The organism is Synechococcus sp. R5-13 (assembly GCF_047462015.1).
In the GTDB taxonomy this organism is placed as follows: Bacteria; Cyanobacteriota; Cyanobacteriia; order Thermostichales; family Thermostichaceae; genus Thermostichus.
This window is the reverse complement of sequence record NZ_JANSIL010000003.1, coordinates 1-17,354: the sequence shown is the minus strand read 5'-3', so window position 1 is coordinate 17,354 and position 17,354 is coordinate 1. Positions and strand designations below refer to the sequence as shown.

General features: G+C 56.2%; 19 protein-coding genes. 6 read left to right on the top strand and 13 right to left on the bottom strand.

Annotation, left to right across the window (positions count from 1 at the left end; genetic code table 11):
- A partial coding sequence (locus NW840_RS00165; RefSeq protein WP_414341597.1) for a hypothetical protein occupies window positions 1-301 on the top strand: 301 nt, incomplete at its 5' end.
- Between the two features lie 52 nt (window positions 302-353).
- Here the strand turns inward: NW840_RS00165 and NW840_RS00160 are convergent.
- From NW840_RS00160 to psbE, 6 genes are all read right to left on the bottom strand, one after another.
- Complete coding sequence (locus tag NW840_RS00160) at window positions 354-467, bottom strand: photosystem I reaction center subunit VIII (protein ID WP_011433114.1); 114 nt, start codon at window positions 465-467, stop codon at window positions 354-356.
- Window positions 468-505: 38 nt separating this feature from the next.
- The gene (locus NW840_RS00155; protein ID WP_011433113.1) at window positions 506-976 is read right to left on the bottom strand and encodes a photosystem I reaction center protein subunit XI; all 471 of its coding nucleotides are present in this window, start codon (window positions 974-976) and stop codon (window positions 506-508) included.
- Window positions 977-1,502: 526 nt separating this feature from the next.
- Complete coding sequence (locus NW840_RS00150; protein ID WP_011433112.1) at window positions 1,503-1,622, bottom strand: photosystem II reaction center protein J; 120 nt, start codon at window positions 1,620-1,622, stop codon at window positions 1,503-1,505.
- Between the two features lie 141 nt (window positions 1,623-1,763).
- Window positions 1,764-1,889 (bottom strand): photosystem II reaction center protein L, encoded by a 126-nt coding sequence (locus NW840_RS00145; protein WP_011433111.1) that lies wholly within the window; start codon window positions 1,887-1,889, stop codon window positions 1,764-1,766.
- 5 nt (window positions 1,890-1,894) lie between these two features.
- Complete coding sequence (gene psbF, locus NW840_RS00140) at window positions 1,895-2,026, bottom strand: cytochrome b559 subunit beta (RefSeq protein ID WP_011433110.1); 132 nt, start codon at window positions 2,024-2,026, stop codon at window positions 1,895-1,897.
- A gap of 76 nt (window positions 2,027-2,102) precedes the next feature.
- The gene (gene psbE / locus NW840_RS00135; protein WP_011433109.1) at window positions 2,103-2,348 is read right to left on the bottom strand and encodes a cytochrome b559 subunit alpha; all 246 of its coding nucleotides are present in this window, start codon (window positions 2,346-2,348) and stop codon (window positions 2,103-2,105) included.
- Window positions 2,349-2,657: 309 nt separating this feature from the next.
- On the opposite strand from psbE, the gene NW840_RS00130 reads away from it, so the two are divergent.
- Window positions 2,658-4,343, top strand: coding sequence for an S-layer homology domain-containing protein (locus NW840_RS00130; protein WP_414341594.1), 1,686 nt, complete (start codon window positions 2,658-2,660; stop codon window positions 4,341-4,343).
- An 18-nt stretch (window positions 4,344-4,361) separates the two neighbouring features.
- Here the strand turns inward: NW840_RS00130 and NW840_RS00125 are convergent, their stop codons facing one another.
- Window positions 4,362-6,089 (bottom strand): HD domain-containing protein, encoded by a 1,728-nt coding sequence (locus NW840_RS00125; protein WP_414341593.1) that lies wholly within the window; start codon window positions 6,087-6,089, stop codon window positions 4,362-4,364.
- A 207-nt stretch (window positions 6,090-6,296) separates the two neighbouring features.
- On the opposite strand from NW840_RS00125, the gene thrS reads away from it, so the two are divergent.
- From thrS to NW840_RS00105, 4 genes are all read left to right on the top strand, one after another.
- Complete coding sequence (thrS, locus tag NW840_RS00120) at window positions 6,297-8,108, top strand: threonine--tRNA ligase (RefSeq protein ID WP_414341591.1); 1,812 nt, start codon at window positions 6,297-6,299, stop codon at window positions 8,106-8,108.
- A 442-nt stretch (window positions 8,109-8,550) separates the two neighbouring features.
- Entirely contained in the window at window positions 8,551-9,756 is a 1,206-nt protein-coding gene (gene fmdA / locus NW840_RS00115; RefSeq protein WP_414341590.1) for a formamidase, read from the top strand.
- Window positions 9,757-9,766: 10 nt separating this feature from the next.
- A complete protein-coding gene (locus NW840_RS00110; protein WP_414341588.1) occupies window positions 9,767-10,072 on the top strand; it encodes an FmdB family zinc ribbon protein in 306 nt (101 codons plus the stop codon).
- Window positions 10,073-10,386: 314 nt separating this feature from the next.
- Window positions 10,387-11,934: an ABC transporter ATP-binding protein gene (locus tag NW840_RS00105; protein ID WP_414341586.1), complete on the top strand. Its 1,548-nt coding sequence runs from the start codon at window positions 10,387-10,389 to the stop codon at window positions 11,932-11,934.
- Here the strand turns inward: NW840_RS00105 and malQ are convergent.
- The 6 genes from malQ to NW840_RS00075 all read right to left on the bottom strand — a co-directional run bounded on the left by malQ (window position 11,931) and on the right by NW840_RS00075 (window position 17,170).
- Window positions 11,931-13,532, bottom strand: coding sequence for a 4-alpha-glucanotransferase (malQ, locus tag NW840_RS00100; protein ID WP_414341584.1), 1,602 nt, complete (start codon window positions 13,530-13,532; stop codon window positions 11,931-11,933). The genes NW840_RS00105 and malQ overlap by 4 nt on opposite strands.
- 155 nt (window positions 13,533-13,687) lie before the next feature.
- A complete protein-coding gene (locus NW840_RS00095; RefSeq protein ID WP_414341582.1) occupies window positions 13,688-14,560 on the bottom strand; it encodes a polysaccharide deacetylase family protein in 873 nt (290 codons plus the stop codon).
- Window positions 14,561-14,600: 40 nt separating this feature from the next.
- Window positions 14,601-15,218: an orotate phosphoribosyltransferase gene (gene pyrE / locus NW840_RS00090; protein ID WP_414341579.1), complete on the bottom strand. Its 618-nt coding sequence runs from the start codon at window positions 15,216-15,218 to the stop codon at window positions 14,601-14,603.
- A gap of 199 nt (window positions 15,219-15,417) precedes the next feature.
- Window positions 15,418-15,963 carry a GTP-binding protein gene (locus NW840_RS00085; protein WP_414341577.1) on the bottom strand — a complete coding sequence of 182 codons (546 nt, stop codon included), beginning with the start codon at window positions 15,961-15,963 and terminating at the stop codon, window positions 15,418-15,420.
- A 232-nt stretch (window positions 15,964-16,195) separates the two neighbouring features.
- Window positions 16,196-16,747 (bottom strand): protoglobin domain-containing protein, encoded by a 552-nt coding sequence (locus NW840_RS00080; RefSeq protein WP_414341575.1) that lies wholly within the window; start codon window positions 16,745-16,747, stop codon window positions 16,196-16,198.
- A 54-nt stretch (window positions 16,748-16,801) separates the two neighbouring features.
- A complete protein-coding gene (locus NW840_RS00075) occupies window positions 16,802-17,170 on the bottom strand; it encodes a roadblock/LC7 domain-containing protein (RefSeq protein WP_011433098.1) in 369 nt (122 codons plus the stop codon).
- Window positions 17,171-17,354: the final 184 nt, after the last annotated feature.

Below are 17,354 nucleotides of genomic sequence, written 5' to 3'. Positions count from 1 at the left end.
ACTTCTTGAGTTTTCTCTATCTCGTCAGTGCTCTCTTTTGGCTCAAATGAAAGATCAACACAACCTAAAACTTAAAAGGGTGTTGCAGAAGCTGCCCTTTTCCTCGTTAGCATGGGATCAGCTCGCCGGATCCTGCTCCAATCTAAAGTCCTTTGGAAATGCTCCCTTCCTAAAAAAAAGAGGTGAGGGGACAGCCTTCGCCTTTCGGGACTCTGGTAGCGCGGATGGAAATCATCCTGACCAAAAGAGAGGGATCCCTAAAAAAGGGATCCCTGCCTCAATATCTGGGGTTGATCTCTAGCCTGAAATAATTGAAATTAATCAGCACTAGTGAGTATCAAAGCACTCCGGGACTAGTCCCGCTCAATGTACAAAAAAAGCACTGCCATGCCCACTGCAGGAAGCAGCCAACCAACAATGGGGATAAAAATCCAAGGAAGATAAGCAGCAGCGTAAGAACCGGTCATGATTTTGCTCCTCTCAAGTGACTTGACAAACTTGACAACTAATTCACCAGCCCTCGAAAGATGGCGTCGATCCCGGCAAAGTTCTCCAGCAGGAAATAGGCAGCGAACACGCCACCCATACCTCCCAAGAAAAATCCTGCCGTTAGATCCCCCCAACCCCGAGCTGTAGCCAGAGGAGCGGCCCCCGGTGTTTCCGGCTTGTTTCCGAAGGTAACGCTGCCATAGGCCGACATGCAGGCGGTTCCCAGCAGCACAATCGCCATCGCCGTAACCAGCCCGCCTAAGTTAGCTGCCTCAGGGTAATCCCGCAGCGGCCCCAGCACAATTTCTGGCCCTACCAAGAAATAGCCATGGGCCAGCCCAATTTCTAGACCCCGCAACAGCGGCGATAAGCCAGGACGGTTGATGGGGAGATTGTTGATAAACAGACGGGTGACAGGAGAATCGCTGATGGGCGTCGAAAGATGCCCCTCGCAGGGATCGTCGTTAAAGGTGCGAATGTAATCCATGTCCGAATGTCCTGCCTGGAATTTTGCGATTCATTCTACGGGGCCTAAGTTACCCTCTCGGCAACCACCACCCGGATCGTTAAAAAAGTTCATGCTCGCTTAACACAGAGATAGCTCTTCTAAATAAGTTTGAGACATAAGTTTGAGACATTCCCTCGCAGAACCTGTCCTCAGCAATTCGCGCTCTTGCCCATGATCCCTGACCTGCTAACGCGAACTTCACCCTCTCCAGGGGGAGAAGAGAGAAGTCCAGATTCACCGCCTGGTTGTAACCAGTGGTGAGGAATAGCGGCAGCTTTTTCGGACTGTGTATTGAGTATTAAGTTGAGTATTAAGGTCTGCAATGAAGTGGGATCCCTGCTGGGCAAGGGATCGATGTTGCGCTGTGGTAGGTAGCCCCGAAAAAAGTGGTAGATACACTGGCCATGGGTCAACAAAGCCTAACTGAATTCGGCTAGGTCGTAAAAACCATGGGACCCTTTACCCCTACCTATTGGGGGCTACTACCAGACCGAAAACCTCAAACCTACAGACTAGAGCCTAGGCCCACATAGGAGCCATAGAAAAAGAGCCCAACTACCGTGATCACACCCAAACCGGCAACCACAGCCACTATCCACAAAGGGATCCTTGCTTGACTGGTCATAGCAACTGGTCTCCAAAAAAGACAGAACTAGCAGCAATTACATTCTCAGTAAACTTAGCAAAGGGGAGCAAGGGCTAGCCAAAAGCCAGCATTGTCCCCTGCGCTCTTTCCCAACTCCAAGAGCAGAGTGGGATCCTGGCCTCAGTTGAGAAAGTAGCTGGAGAACAACAGCCCAACCACAAACACCAGCAGCAAACCCAGGTAAAGGGAAGTGCGATTTAGCTCCACCGGTTGGGAGTTGGGATTCCTTTCGGGTTGATCAGCCATTGGGTTCACCGTTGAATAAACTGCATTGCAGCAATGGCTCCCAAGAAGAAAACCGTTGGGATCGCCAAGGTATGCACCGCCAGCCAACGGACGGTAAAAACAGGGTAAAAAACGGGTTCATCAGATTTAGTGGCCATAGATATCACCCTACGCAAAAAGCTCAATCAATTTACAAGTTGCAACAATGCATGAACCACTTGCCCACAGCCACCCTTAGCGAGTCAGCCTCTCCAACTCCTCCAGAGCATTGAAGCGATCGCTGACGATCGGCAACTCCTGGCGCTCTGCCGTGAAATACTCATTGGGGCGCGGGGTGCCGAAAATATCATAGGCCAGGCCGGTGCTCACAAAAAGCCAGCCTGCCAAAAACAAAGCGGGAATGGTCAGGGCGTGAATAACCCAGTAGCGGACACTGGTAATGATATCGACAAAAGGTCGCTCTCCGGTGCTGCCAGCCATGAAACTCCTCCCTAGGGTAGGGGCAAAAGTGCTTTCTGAACTTTCTGAGTCTATAACACAATGATAAGGATTTGGATGCACAACTACAAGTTACGAGACCCTTGCTTAGGCCCTTTGCTGTCAAGCCGGATCCCGTCTTGCATAGGTAAAATCTCCTAAGGGATCCCTGCGGCAAACCTCCTTACCCGAGTTTTCAGAATCTCACTGCCAAAGGGCGCAATCCCAAGGGGCATCGAGGGCTTGAGGATGGGGCGGAAGTTTGAGATAAGCTGGCCCTGAGGGGATGTTGTTGGAACAGGAGTGACAGCTATGCGGTGCTCGTGGCCCCTAGCTCTGAGCTTGTGTTGGACGCTGGGCTGGTCGGGTGTCAGCTTGCCGGCTTGGTCCCAAGGGGTGGAGCAGCAAGCCTCGCTGGCCTGGACCGACCCCTACGTGGCGGCTCTGGAACGTCAGACAGATGTGGTGATCACCCAAGAACCCCTGTCAGCCACCCTGACCCGTCTGGAATTGGCCCAGTGGCTGACGGAGTTTTTCGGCTACATTCCCAATCCCAACCAGGTGCAGGAGATTCGCGATCTGGAGCCCAACACCCCCGACTATTGGACTGCCCAAGCCGTGCTGCAGGCGGGGGCCATGCGCCTATACGAGGGCAACGAGTTTCGCCCGCAAGGGGACATTACCCACCTAGAAGCCCTGGCCATTTTGGTGCGGGCTCTGCAATTGCCTGCTCCCACCCAGGCCGACATTGAGCGCTGGATGGCTCTGTACACCGATGCGGCTGATGTGCCGGAGGTAGGGCGGGCTTTTGTGGCCATGGCAGGCGAAGCGGGGCTGCTGGTGAATGTGCCGGATCCAGCTCGTCTTCAGCCCAATCGCGTGCTGAGGCGAGCAGAAGGGGCGGTGTTGTTGCATCAGGCCCTGGTGTATCGCGGTCAGCTTCCGCCCTTGCCACCCCCTGTGGCCCAGTTGCGTCCCTCCCCAGCCCGGGTGGCCGAGACTGTCCAACCCGAAATCTTCCAAACGCGGATCACTCCCGAGGGAGGAAGTGTTCCTGCAGGGGGAACCTTGACCATTGAAGCGCAGGCCACTCCCAACGGCAGGGCTACGGTTGATATCGGCGGCGTGGTTCAGGGTCTGCCGATGCAGGAGGTGCAGCCCGGCTACTACCGCGCAGTTTATAGCCTTGGTCCTCAGGATGCCGTCTTTGGCCCCGACATCAGTATTCAGTTGACCCTCAATGGCGTCAGTACCCGCGTTCAACGGCGGCTACCTCAACTGGCCTTGGGCAATGTTGCTCCTCCGCCAGTGGAATCAGTATTTCCGCCCCCGGCTCCTCTGCCGCAGCCAGCCCCTCTGACTGCAGCCAGCAATCGCTATCCGCGCATTGAGGCCATTCGCTTGGATCCCCAGCGCGACTTGGTGGAAGGGGACATTCTCACCATTGCCATTTGGGGGGAATCTGGAGGGATCGCCCAGTTTGATCTGGGGAATCTGGCCCTGAACCAGCCGATGCGGGAGGTACGACCCAACCACTACGAAGGCACCTACGTGGTAGCCCCCACCCACCAGGCCAACAATCCCACCTTGAGGATTGTGCTCACCAAGGACGGCCTCAGCCAGGAACATCGGGAGATTTTTCCCTTTTCCATCGATGGCTCCAGAGGAACCCGCTCCACCATTCAGCCGGTCTCCGCGCCTGTTGCCGTGGGGCCGCCCCGGATTTTTAGTGTCACCACCAACAGCACCAACCTGCACATGGGAGAAATTCTCAAAGTCACCATGCGAGGAGATCCAGGGGGGCGGGCTGCTTTTCGGATTGTTGGGGTAACGCCGGAAGTCGAAATGCGGGAGGTGGCGCCGGGCCTATACGAAACCCAGCAGCAGTTGCCCTTCAACATGCAGCCGGTCAACAACGGCATCATCGAGGTGATTTTGCAAAGAGGGGGCCAAAAGACCACCCAAACCAGCCCCTCGCCCATTACCATCGCCCCTTAGCTAGGATCCCCGAGAAGGCTAAACTGCTGCCTCAAAGGGATCGGCGCTGCGCTGGATCTGGGTAGAGAGCTTGGGGATTACCTGCAGGTTGAACTGTTGCTCGAAGACTTTTTTCTTCTCGTTTAAGCTCCACAACTCTAGGGCACAGTCGTCCTTGGGATGCCTGGGATCCAAAATCAACTCCATGCGGCGGGGGCCTTCTCCCAGGAGCTGAAAACGGCAGTGCAGGGCTTGAATGGCCTGCAGGCGGCGGCGATCCAAAGCACAGGCTATGCGCAGCAGGGGGCTCAGTTCCAGCACCACTTGGCGATCCCGCTCGTCGCTGAGGCGCTGGAAGTTCTCGTGCTTCTTCTTGGGGGGCGACTTGCGGTGGTAGCGGGCCAAGTTGGCGATCACCTCCACCTCTTCTTCGTTGAAGCCCAACAGTTCCCCATGGCGGATCAGGTAGTAGGAGTGTTTGTGGTGGGCGGCATGGCTGATGAAGTGGCCGCAGTTGTGCAGCATGGCCGCCGCCCAGAGAAGAGCCCGCTCCCGGGATCCCCAGCCATGCAGGATGCCGCGGGTTTGATCGAAAAGGCTGAGGGCAAACTCGGCCACCCGCTCGGCATAGGGGATCTCCACCTGGTATTTTTCCGCCAGCTTGAGCACACTGCGCCGCCGCACCGAGCTGTGGTAGCGCAGCCGATCCTCAATCAGCCCTTGGCCGATCATCCAATCCACGATCAGCCCTTCCCGCAGAGCCCGTTCGCAAAACTGGATCCGCTCCACCCCCAGCAGGGTCATCACTTCTTCCAAGATGACCGCCCCGGCTAGGATGATCTCCCCCCGCCTTTCCCCCAGGCCGGGCAGCTTTTGCCGTTCGGCCACCGTGAGGGAGCGCAGCTCTTTGATGTAGCCGCGCAAGGCTTCCAAGCTGAACTCATACCCCTGCAGGCGACTGGGGGGAGCGCCCAAACGACGGCGGGCATCCAACTGGGCCAGGCACTCGACGGTGCCAGAGGTGCCCACCAAAGGCAGGGATCCCTGTTGTTGTGAAGAGGCAAGGATCCGCTTCATCTGCTCGATGGGGGATTCCAGCATGCCGCGGATGTGCTGGCGCAGGGCTTGCAGTTCGGCAGAAGTGGGCGGGTCGTGGTGCAAAAAAGCCTGGGTCAGACGCACTGCCCCTACCTTGACGCTGCGCAGAAACTCCGGCTCTTGGCCATTGCCCAAAATCAGCTCTGTGGAGCCACCGCCGATATCCACCACCGCGTGCATCCGGTTGTGGAACTCCATCGCCGAGAGCACTCCCAGATAAATGCGGCGGGCCTCTTCCTGCCCCGAGATCAACTCCACCCGCAGGCCCAGCTCCCGTTCAATCCGCTTCAAAAACTCCAGCCCATTGGGGGCCTCGCGCACAGCACTGGTAGCCACGGCAACAATATCCTGCACCTGAAAGCTCTCAGCAATGCGGCAAAACCGCTCCAGAGCCGTCCGGGCCCGCTCCATGGCTGCAGGCGTGAGGGCGCCCGTCTGGTTGCAAAACTCCCCCAGCCGGACGGTGGCTTTTTCGCGGGAGATGATGGTGAAGCTGGGGATACGGGGATTGATGCGCACCACCACCATGTGGAGAGAGTTGCTGCCCACATCGATGGCCGCCAGAACGGGGGCAGCCCAAGATTCAGGACGAGAAGCCGGGCTGGTTTCGGAAACTGGGGAAGCAGAGGTGACAGAGCGTTCCGTGAAGTTGGTGGGCGAAGAGATCATGGCTCGGGTAAGGGGGTCAACCCCTTTAGGATACTGTGTACTTTCCCCCCTTGTTCCGGGCCGAGTCGTGAGGTGAGGTTCGCGGTTGACTCGGCAAACAGGGGAATTGATTAGCTGGGGATCCCTGCCGTTCTCGCCCCAGCCTAAGATAGGGACACGGATATCCATTTCTTCACTGTTCTTTCTTTGTTGTCGAAGCAGGTTCCGATGTCTCAGCCAGCCGAATCACCTCAGAAGGCCAACAGCACCCTCAAACTGCTGCGCACTCACGAGTCTCCCAAACTGGAGCGCATCCGCCACACCACTTCCCATGTCCTGGCTATGGCGGTGCAAAAGCTGTTTCCCAAGGCCCAGGTGACCATCGGCCCCACAACCGACTACGGCTTCTACTACGATTTTGACCATCCCGAGCCCTTCACGCCGGAAGATCTGGATCGCATCAAAAAAGAGATGCAGGCAATCATCAAAAAGGGCCTGCCGGTGATCCGCGAGGAGGTGAGCCGTGAAGAGGCCAGGCGCCGCATCGAAGCCCTCGGAGAACCCTACAAGCTGGAGATCTTAGACAGCATTCCCGAAGGGGAGGTCATCAGCATTTACCACTTGGGGAATGAATGGTGGGATCTCTGTGCCGGTCCCCACGTGGAAAACACCCAAGAGCTCAACCCCAAAGCTTTCGATCTGCTCAGCGTGGCCGGCGCCTATTGGCGGGGGGACGAGACCAAGCCGCAGCTCCAACGCATCTACGGTACCGCCTGGGAAACTCCAGAGGAGCTGAAGGAATACAAGCGGCGGCTGGAGGAGGCCAAACGGCGGGATCACCGCAAGCTGGGCAAAGAACTGGGTCTCTTCCTGTTTTCCGATGAAGTGGGTCCGGGCTTGCCCCTTTGGACTCCCAAAGGAACTACCCTACGCTGGGTGCTGGAGGATTTTCTCAAGCAGGAGCAGCTCAAGCAGGGCTACCTGCCGGTGGTTACCCCTCATATTGCCCGTGTGGACTTGTTCAAGATCTCCGGCCACTGGCAAAAGTACCGGGAAGATATGTTCCCCATGATGGCGGAGAATGAGCAGGATCGCGCAGCCGAACAGGGCTTTGTCATGAAGCCGATGAACTGTCCTTTTCACATCCAAATCTACAAATCCGAGCTGCGATCCTACCGCGATTTGCCCCTACGATATGCCGAATTCGGCACCGTCTATCGCTATGAGCAATCGGGGGAATTGGGAGGTCTGACGCGAGTGCGTGGCTTCACGGTGGACGATGCCCATTTGTTTGTTCGCCCCGATCAATTGGAGGAGGAGTTTCTTAAGGTTGTCGATCTCATTTTGGTGGTTTTCGATAAGCTCAAGCTCAAGGATTTTCGCGCCCGCCTCAGCTTCCGCGATCCCAAGTCGGACAAATATCTGGGATCCCCCGAAGATTGGGACAAAGCCGAAAATGCCATCCGTCGCGCTGTGGAGAAGTTGTCGATGCCCCACTTTGAAGGGATCGGCGAAGCAGCCTTCTATGGGCCAAAGCTGGATTTTATTTTCCGCGACGCGCTGGATCGGGAGTGGCAGTTGGGCACGGTGCAAGTAGACTACCAAAACCCGCAGCGCTTTGATTTGTACTACGTAGCCGAGGATGGATCCCGGCAACGCCCGGTGATGATCCACCGCGCTCCCTTTGGCTCGCTGGAACGGCTGATTGGGATCCTCATCGAAGAATACGCTGGGGATTTTCCCTTCTGGCTGGCCCCGGAACAGGTGCGCATTTTGCCCGTTTCCGATCAGTATCTGGGCTACGCCACCCAGGTGCGGGATCAGCTGCGAGAGCAGGGGATCCGCGTTCACATCGATGCCGACAGCGATCGTTTGCCCAAAAAAATCCGCAATGCCGAGAAGGCCCGGATCCCTTTCATGCTGATCGTGGGGGAACAGGAACAGGCGGCAGGAACGGTGAGCGTGCGCCAGCGCCATGGACAGGAGCTGGGATCCCTGACGGTGGCAGATTTCCTAGCCCAGCTACAGGCACTTGACTAGCTTGGGCATTCGGGATCCCTGGCTTGCGGCAATTGGGTTTTCAGAACTTGAGGATCCCAGGTTCTGAGGATCTCAAGAAAGAGCTTGAGTTTCCCTTTCTCAAGGGAAGCCAAGGGGGCTAATTGAAAAATCAGGATTTGGCCGACAACCCACCATGTTCTCTAGGGATTTTCTGGAGAGGATCCTGCAACGCTTTAGGAGCTGACGGCTAAATCGATCTGTCGCCGAATGGATTGGCCGTTACTTTGGTGAATTGATTGATAGTTACTTTGAATTGCAGTGAAATAGCCTGTCGATCTAAGCTCCTCATCTCCCGCTCTGCGATTGTAGATAACAGCACTATGAATTGTAGCTCTTGCTACAGTATTAGCTTCTCTATTGGAGATAGGCTTTTGTGCATTCAAAGTCTGACCGCAGAGTGATGACTCAAGGATAGGATCCCATGCCCAAAACGCTGTTTAAAGTTGACCTGACTAAGCCAATGGATCAACAGGATCTACCGGGTCACAACCGCTGGCATCCTGATATTCCCGCTGTGGTTTCTGTAAACCCTGGCGAGGTATTCCGAATTGAGTGTAAAGACTGGACGGATGGGCAAATCAAAAACAACGATGATCCTTCCGACATTGAGCAGGTTGACCTAAGCGTTGTCCATGTTTTGAGTGGGCCTATTTGGGTTAACGGCGCCCAGCCTGGAGATATCCTGGTTGTCGATCTGTTAGACATTGGGCCACTGCCGGGAGACGAGTGGGGGTTTACAGGTATTTTTGCCAAAGAAAATGGAGGGGGATTCCTCACCGATCATTTTCCCAACGCGGCCAAAGCCATCTGGGATTTTCAAGGCATTTACACCACTTCCAGACACATTCCCCATGTGCGCTTTGCCGGCATCATTCACCCCGGCCTCATTGGCTGTGCCCCATCTCACGAGTTGCTGGCGGCTTGGAATAAGCGGGAAGCTGAGCTGGTCGCTTCGGCTCCCGATTTGCGCACTTACGGCGCGGGGCTATCCGGCAATCAGCCTGTGCTGGCCGCCTTGCCCAATCCCAAGAACGCAATTTTGGGAACTTTGCCCAAGTCAGAGTATGAGCGGGTTGCTGCTGAAGCGGCTCGGACGGTGCCCCCGCGAGAGCACGGCGGTAATTGCGATATTAAAAACCTGTCTAAAGGAACACGGATCTACTTCCCGGTTTACGTGGAGGGTGCCAAGCTGTCGATGGGAGATATTCACTTCTCGCAAGGGGATGGGGAGATCTCTTTTTGTGGCGCTATTGAGATGTCGGGCTACATCGATCTCCACGTCGATCTAATCAAGGGTGGTGTTGAGAAGTACGGATTGGTTAACCCCATTTTTAAGCCCGGCCCTGTTGAGCCACGTTACTCGGAATACCTTGTGTTTGAGGGCATTTCTGTGGACGAGCTTACAGGTAAGCAGCATTATATGGATGTTCACATTGCCTATCGACGCGCCTGCTTAAATGCCATCGAATATCTGAAAAAATTCGGCTTTACGGGAGAACAAGCTTATCTGCTGCTCAGTTCTGCACCGGTGGAGGGCAGAGTGAGTGGGATCGTCGATATTCCCAATGCTTGCTGTACGGTGGCTGTTCCTACGCAAATCTTCGACATAGATATTCTCCCTAGGTGAATGTTATCCGATGCCTCGTTCAAGGGGGTGGAATAGGAAGATGCCGCTGTATGAGTTTAAGTGTCAAACCTGTGGGGAGTTTGAGGTATGGCGGCCCTTATCTCAATATCGAGATCCGGCCTATTGTCCTTCTTGCAATCAGGAAGGGAAACGTCTCATTTCAGTTCCCATGGTTCAGCTTTCCAGCTCTTTGCCTATTTCAAAGGGGGGAAGAGAACCCAAACTGATCAAGCGTGAACAGCACTCAAATTCTGATCCAAACTCGCCAAAATATCGCTCCCAATCCTGTGGGCGACCTTGGATGTTGCACCATTAGTTATTAGACATAGTTGTTTCAGGCTAGGGTAAGACGCCTGGGCTATTGAAAAAAGCCTTCTGGCCCCGTGCATTATTGCTCCGCAGCGCTATTGCTATGCCTACGGCACCCTGACGGGAACCGCAACGCTGACGCGACGATGCGACGACGTAACGACGTGACCAACGTTTTAGGTGTGGGTGCAGTGTCCCAGTTTGAATCGAAATGACCATAGTGCTTAGAAAAAGAGAGACTCTCACAATACCCCCAGAAATGCTTTCCTCTGGCATGGCAGTTCACAACCTATGCTGGAAAAGGCGTTCAAGAAGCACCTCATGAGTGGGCCTGATCCTTCCTTGGCAGAGGGATCCCATCGCAGCGATATCGCCCTTCGTTTACAGGGGATCACCAAGCGTTATCCTCTGGTGTTGGCCAACGACCACATCGATCTGGAGGTGCGTTGGGGAGAGATTCTGGCGCTGATGGGGGAGAACGGGGCGGGCAAGTCTACCCTGATGAAGATCGTCTATGGGTTGGTCAGCCCGGACGAGGGATCCATTCAAGTGGATGGGCAACTGGCCAAAATTCACAGTCCCGCCGATGCCATTCGGTTGGGAATTGGGATGGTGCATCAACACTTTATGTTGGTGGATCCCTTGACGGTTACGGAAAACGTGGTTCTTGGGGCCGAACCCGGCCATCTTTTTCAGGTCGATTTCCGTCGGGCCAGGGCTGAGGTGGCTCAGTTGATTGCCGAGATGGGCTTCCATCTGGATCCCGACGCCAGAGTGGAGGATCTGCCGGTAGGCCTACAGCAGCGGGTGGAGATCTTGAAAATGCTCTACCGCAAGGCCCGCATCTTGATTTTGGATGAGCCGACGGCAGTGTTGACTCCGCAGGAGGCAGGCGAGCTGTTTGCGTTTTTGCGCCGCTTTGCCCGGCGGGGGGGAGCTGTCATTTTCATCAGCCACAAGCTGAAGGAGGTAATGCAACTGGCCGACCGCGTCACCGTCATTCGGGATGGCAAGGTGGTGGCGACGTTGCCCACTGCCCAAACCGATGCCCAGGAACTGGCGCGGCTGATGGTGGGGCGGGAAGTCAGTCTGACCGTTGAAAAAAAGGCCGCTACCCCTGGGGAGGTGTTGCTGGATGTGCGAGATCTGTGGGTGGATATACCGGGGCGGAAGCCGGCGGTGGCGGGGGCGAGCTTCCAGGTACGTGCCGGCGAGATTGTGGGCCTTGCCGGTGTGGAGGGAAACGGCCAAACGGAATTGGTGGAGGCGATCACCGGCTTGAGAAGCTACCGCGGCCAAATTCGCTATGGAGCCGGATCCCTGTCTGCTTCGGCCCGACAGGTGCGTTGCTGGGGTCTGAGTCATATCCCCGAAGATCGCAATGTGAGAGGTTTGGTGCTGGATTTCCCCACCCGCGACAACCTGATCCTGGGGGATCACCATCAAAAGCCGTATACCGGCTGGTTGGGATTTTTTCGGGAAGAGGCCATTGACCAACATGCCCGCCAGGTGGTGGAGAGCTTCGACGTTCGCCCCCGCAGCATTTCCCTGACGGCCCGCCGCTATTCTGGCGGCAATGCCCAGAAGATCGTTGTGGGGCGGGAGCTTTCCTGTGGATCCAAGGTGCTGGTGGCTGCCCAACCGACGCGGGGGGTGGATGTGGGGGCCATCGAGGCCATTCATCGCCGCATCCTGCAGGCACGGGATCAGGGCATGGGGGTGCTGCTGGTATCGGCGGATTTGAATGAGGTGATCAGCTTGTCGGATCGCATTTTGGTGATCCATGAGGGCCGCCTGGTAGGAGAACTCAGGCCTGAAGAGGCCACCGAAGAGCAGCTAGGGCTGCTGATGGGCGGGATCCAGCATTAGACGAGGCCGGGGGCAGCTTGAGAAGATCCTGCCGCCCGTTCTTGGGCTAGGGCTGCTCGCCGTTGTTCCAACTCTTGAGGAGAGATGCGCCCGTAGGTGACGCTCATCTCGGCCAGGCGCTGGATCATGTTCTGCCGCAGCATCTCTTCGCGGTAGCGCCAGGCCCAGTTGTTCTCGGTGGTGCCGGGGAAGTTCATGCGCGCCTCTGCCCCCAGCCCCATCACATCCTGCAGGGGAATGATGGCCAGGTCGGCTACGGAAGAAAGGGCCAAGCGGATCAGATCCCAATGGATGCCCCCGGATCCCTGGCAGCCCAAATAGCGCAGCAGGTTTTGTTTTTCCCACTCCGAGCGATCCGGGTCATTAAACCAACCCACCACCGTGTTGTTGTCGTGGGTGCCGGTGTAAACGACAAAGTTGCGCTCATAGGCATGGGGCAAATAGGGGTTATCGGGCCCAGAGCCGAAGGCAAAGAGCAACACCTTCATGCCGGGCAAGCCAAATTGATCCCGCAGTTGCAACACCTCCGGCGTAATGTCTCCCAGATCTTCGGCAATCACCGGGATTTCCCCCAACTTGTCGGCCAGGGTCTGAAAGAAATCTGCCCCCGGCCCTTTTTGCCACTCCCCTTCCACAGCCGTTTCTGCATCACCTGGAATGGCCCAGTAGCTCTCGAAGCCGCGAAAGTGGTCGATGCGCACACAGTCCACCTGCTTGAGGATGGCCTGGATGCGCCGGATCCACCAGTCGTAGCCGCGAGCCTTGAGCACCTCCCAGTTGTAGAGGGGGTTGCCCCAGCGCTGCCCGGTGGGGCTGAAATAGTCGGGCGGCACACCGGCTACTTGTAAAGGCCGTCCCTGTTCATCCAGGTGAAACAGCTCCCGGTTGGCCCACACGTCGGCACTGTTGGGGGCAACATAGATGGGCACATCCCCAATGAGCCGCACTTGATGCCGATGAGCATACTCCCTTAGGGATCCCCACTGCTGGGCAAACAGATACTGCCAAAACATCTGCTCGGTAATGGCATCGGCATAGCGATCGCGAGCCTCTTGCAAAGCCGGCGGATCCCGTCGCACCAAGGCCGGATCCCATTGGTTCCACTCTTGCTCGCCGTACACATCCTTGAGGGCCATGAACAGGGCATAGTCCGGCAGCCAGTCGGCCTCGGCAGCGCAATAGGCTTGGAAAGCTTCCCAATCGGGGCCGGAAGCTTTTTCTTTGAAGGTAGCCCAGGCGCGGTGCAACAGGCCCAGCTTGAAGGGGATCACGGTTTCGTAGTCCACCCGCTCGGCGGATCCGGCTTGGATCGTTGGCCATTGGGGCAGGTCCTGCCAACTGTCGGGCTCTAGCCAGCCGGCTTTTACCAACAGCTCCGGGCTGATGAGCAGCGGGTTGCCGGCTATGGAGGAAAAGCTCATGTAGGGGGAGTTGCCCCAGCCGGTAGGTCCCAGAGGCAGCACCTGCCAGAGGCGCTGGCCGCTCTCCACCAGAAAATCCACAAACCGGTAAGCAGCCGGCCCCAGGTCGCCGATGCCAAATGGCCCCGGTAGCGAGGTGGGGTGCAAGAGGATCCCGCTGAGTCTGCCCATGCGCATGGCCAAGCCCTTTTGCTGAAGGTGGCTTCACCGCCTATGCTGTCACTTCCAGAGCCACGGTGGACAGCTCCAGACAAGACAAAATTAGAACAAAGTTAAAAAATGAGCAGGATCCAAGGCCAAGACGCGCTTTTCCCTCTGGCCAGGGGATCCTGTCAGGCCATCTCAGGCGCAGGGCAGGCTTGGGCATACCAGTCATAGAGGCCATCCCCGGTGGTGAGCCAAGTCTGAGGGCGAGATTGGATGTGCTGCAAGGCTTTTTTCAGGGATCCCATCCGCAGCGGCTGCCCGACAATAAAGGGGTGCAGGCCGATGGCCATGATGCGAGGGGAGCGTTCCCCATCTTGCCAGAGTTGATCAAACTGGTCGATGAGGGCCTGGGCAAAGGCTTCTGCCGACAGGCGGGCGCTGAGACAGAGGCTGATGTCGTTGGCCTCCAGGGTGTAGGGGATCCCCAAGAGGGGGCCGGCGGCAGTTGGGAACCAGTAGGGTTGGTCGTCGTTTACCCAGTCGGTGGTGTAGCGGATCCCGGCAGCCTTGAGCAGGTCAAAAGTATTCTCGCTAACGGAAAACCCCGGTGTCAGCCAGCCCCAGGGTCGGGATCCGGAAACCTTCTCCAAAAGGGACAAGCTGCGCTCGATGAGCTCTTGTTCGGCTTCGCGGGCCAGGCCGCTGTGGCCGGTGGAGTTGTTCCAGCCGTGGGCCAACACCGACCAGCCGTATTGGCGGATCCCTTCGATGATGGGGGGGTAAAGCTGCACCATTTCTGCATTCAAGGCGGCAGTCACCGGGATCCCCAGCTCGGCAAACAGCTCAAACAAGCGCCAAATGCCCACCCGATTGCCATAGTCCCGCCAGCCGTAGTTGGCGATCTCAGGGGAGCTGGTGAGATGGGGTTGAATGGCCGTGCCCAGCTTGCCAAAGGTGAAGTGCTCGATGTTCATCACCACGTACACAGCCACCCGCGCCTGATCCGGTAGGCTCGGCAGCTTTCGGCTGGGCAGAGCTGAGTAGGCAGGGGGCAGCATGTCCGCTCTCCAAAGCTTTGATGCTCACCAAGGGGGCAGGCTAGTCCTTTGATTTTCCTGAGGTCAAGGCCCGATGGCAAGCCTGCACTTCTGGAAGGGTGAATAGGCGACGAAAGGCGATCCCTGCTTCTCGGTAGCGGTCTTCTGCCCCTTCCAGCCGATCCACCAAAGCCAGGATCCCTTCTGCCCGGTAGCCGGCTGCCCGCACCCGTTCGACAGCCTTCAAAGCAGAACTGCCGGTGGTCACCACATCTTCCAGGATCCACACCCGACTGCCTGCCGGCAACTCCGGCCCCTCGATCCAGGCTTGCGTGCCGTGCCCCTTGGGCTCTTTGCGCACGATCAAGGCGGGTAGGTTGGCGGGTTCAGCATGCAGAGAGGCCAAACTCACCGCCGTCACCAAGGGATCCGCTCCCAGCGTCATCCCAGCCACTGCTTCGGTTTCGGGAGGCAACAGCCGGTGTAGCAGGGATCCCACCCAATAAGCTCCTTGGGGGTGAAGGGTAACCGGTTTGCAGTTGATGTAGTAGGGGCTCTTCTGTCCAGAAGTGAGGGTAAAGGAGCCTTCTCGATAGGCCAGTTGGGCGAGGAGATACAATAGTTTCTCCCGCGCTTCCTCTGGGGAAAGGGTCAGGGGAGAGCAGTCAAGAAGCAACACAGCAGGGATCCCCTTGGTTCAATGGCTGGCCAGAAAGAGCACTCAGGACATTTTATTATCCGGCGAATCTCCACAGAATCCAGTCTCCCCTTTTCCGGCTTTGCGGGAGGGATCCCTGTCCCACAAAAGATACGCCTGTGTTGGCTGGGGTCGATGTTGCTAAAAAAAGCTGTAGCCTGCTGGATACCTGAAAATCTGTTCAAACAACCACCTGGGGCATCATTTGCTCAACCAACAGAAGCAACGTGTTGGCAACAGAAGATGGCTCTTGAGCATTCAAAGTGGTGTGGGGAATCGCGCCATCTTGATTCCCCAAAATTAACAAAATGTCTTCTGGATCCCAGGCATTGGGTTGATCGACATGGGTGATCCCAATCACGTAGGGGGCGCTCGTCCTGGCCTTCATAAAAGATTGAATGGCTTGGGCATTGCGAAACTGGCCCGGCAAGTGCGCAGGCACCAGAAGAACATAGCCGTGGGCGTGCTTAATTAAAATATCCCACATAAAGTTAAAGCGAGACTGGCCGGGAGTGCCGTAGAGATGCAGCCACATCTCTTCTTCCTCCTCTCCAATTCTCAAGCGGCCGAAGTCCATGCTTACCGTCGTGGTTTTCTTCAGCTCTGCCACCTCGTCCGTTGCTTTGCAATCGGTGTCTACTACCTCAATCTCGCTAATCGTGCGAATAAAGGTAGACTTTCCAGCTCCCACCGGCCCTGTTACAACAATTCGCAAGATATTTCCCATAAACTGGCCTCAGACTAAGCTCTAGCGACAAAGCTGAATAAAACTCGGGGGAGTGCACCGATGTGCCGCACGGGAGGTAAAGCTATCTCCAGGTTGCTTCTAAGATAATCTAAAAAAGATACCAACGCCAGCTCTGCTCCAGAGGGATCCCAGAAACTCAAGCACCTCAGCCCAAGAAGGTAGAGAAATTAAGCAAGTAGAGTAAGCAAGAGCCCACTCTAACTCAAACAACTCAAATTAAACTGTTGGCACCATTGGCAATTAACCGTTTGAATAAAGCCTCGCTCATGCCTGTTTCCTGTTGCACGGCGTTATAGGCCACCTCAAGGTAAGCTTGCTCAATAAAAGAGAGGTCAATCATGCAAACCTTGCTCAAGCTGGTGCGCAACTGCTCAGGCTTGCCTTCTTTCGCCAACTGCCGACTGACCTCCTGCACAACTGTGGCCATAGCAGGTACAACATGTTGGGGGCCGATGCCAACGCGCACATGAACTATGCCGATTTTCCAGCGGCGATCCGCATACTGGGGGCCCCAATTGTCTATGCCCGTGAACATTTCCTTGAACCAGTCAGCAAAAGTTTGGCCCAGCCGCTGCCGGTTATGCTTGGCTATCACTGCCGCCATTTCGGCATCGCGATCCAGATAGCCGTAAAAGGCGTCTGACATTTCCGCCGCGATACTGCCGCCCCAGTCAGCACTTTGCTGCAAAACTTTCTTGTCATCATCTGTGAATTGCGTGCGCGAGATCAGGACTTGGAGCAGCTCAGAAGGTTTAATGGCCATACTTCCCTCAACGTCAGGACAGAATCAAAAACCTAGCCTCCACATTTGATTTTCTTACTTCATTGCCTCTGCAATGCTTGCCGCGACTCGCTTAATTTCCAAAAAGAGCAAGCCTTGCTTGACTTCATGGCTGGCAATTGTCAGCAAGACGGCATCGGGGCCACAACTGGTTAAAACCCCGTATCCTTTTTCCCCCTGTACAAAAACTCTCTCTATGGCTCCGCGCCCTAGCTCTCTCCCAATCCGTTCGCCCAAAGAAAGCATGGCAGCCGACATAGCAGAGGTTCTCTCTTCATCCATACCCACAGGCAGTGTGGAAGCTAAAGGTAGCCCGTCGGGGGTGACCACTGCTGCTCCCTGGACTTCCGGTGTGTTGGCAACATAGCTCTGGAGGATCGCCTGCAAAGAGGACAGATTAGCCATCCTACATCTCCCTGCTGATTCACTATTTCTAATGTTTCTACCCGAAAACCGAAAACATGACTGCAAATATCCCTATGCTTTTACTTTTCGCGAATGCCCTTGAGGAGGGTGGCCAATCGACTGACCAGAGAAGGCTTGACGGGGCCGCCCTCATCCTGGAGACCAGGCACCCTTGCCCCCAGCC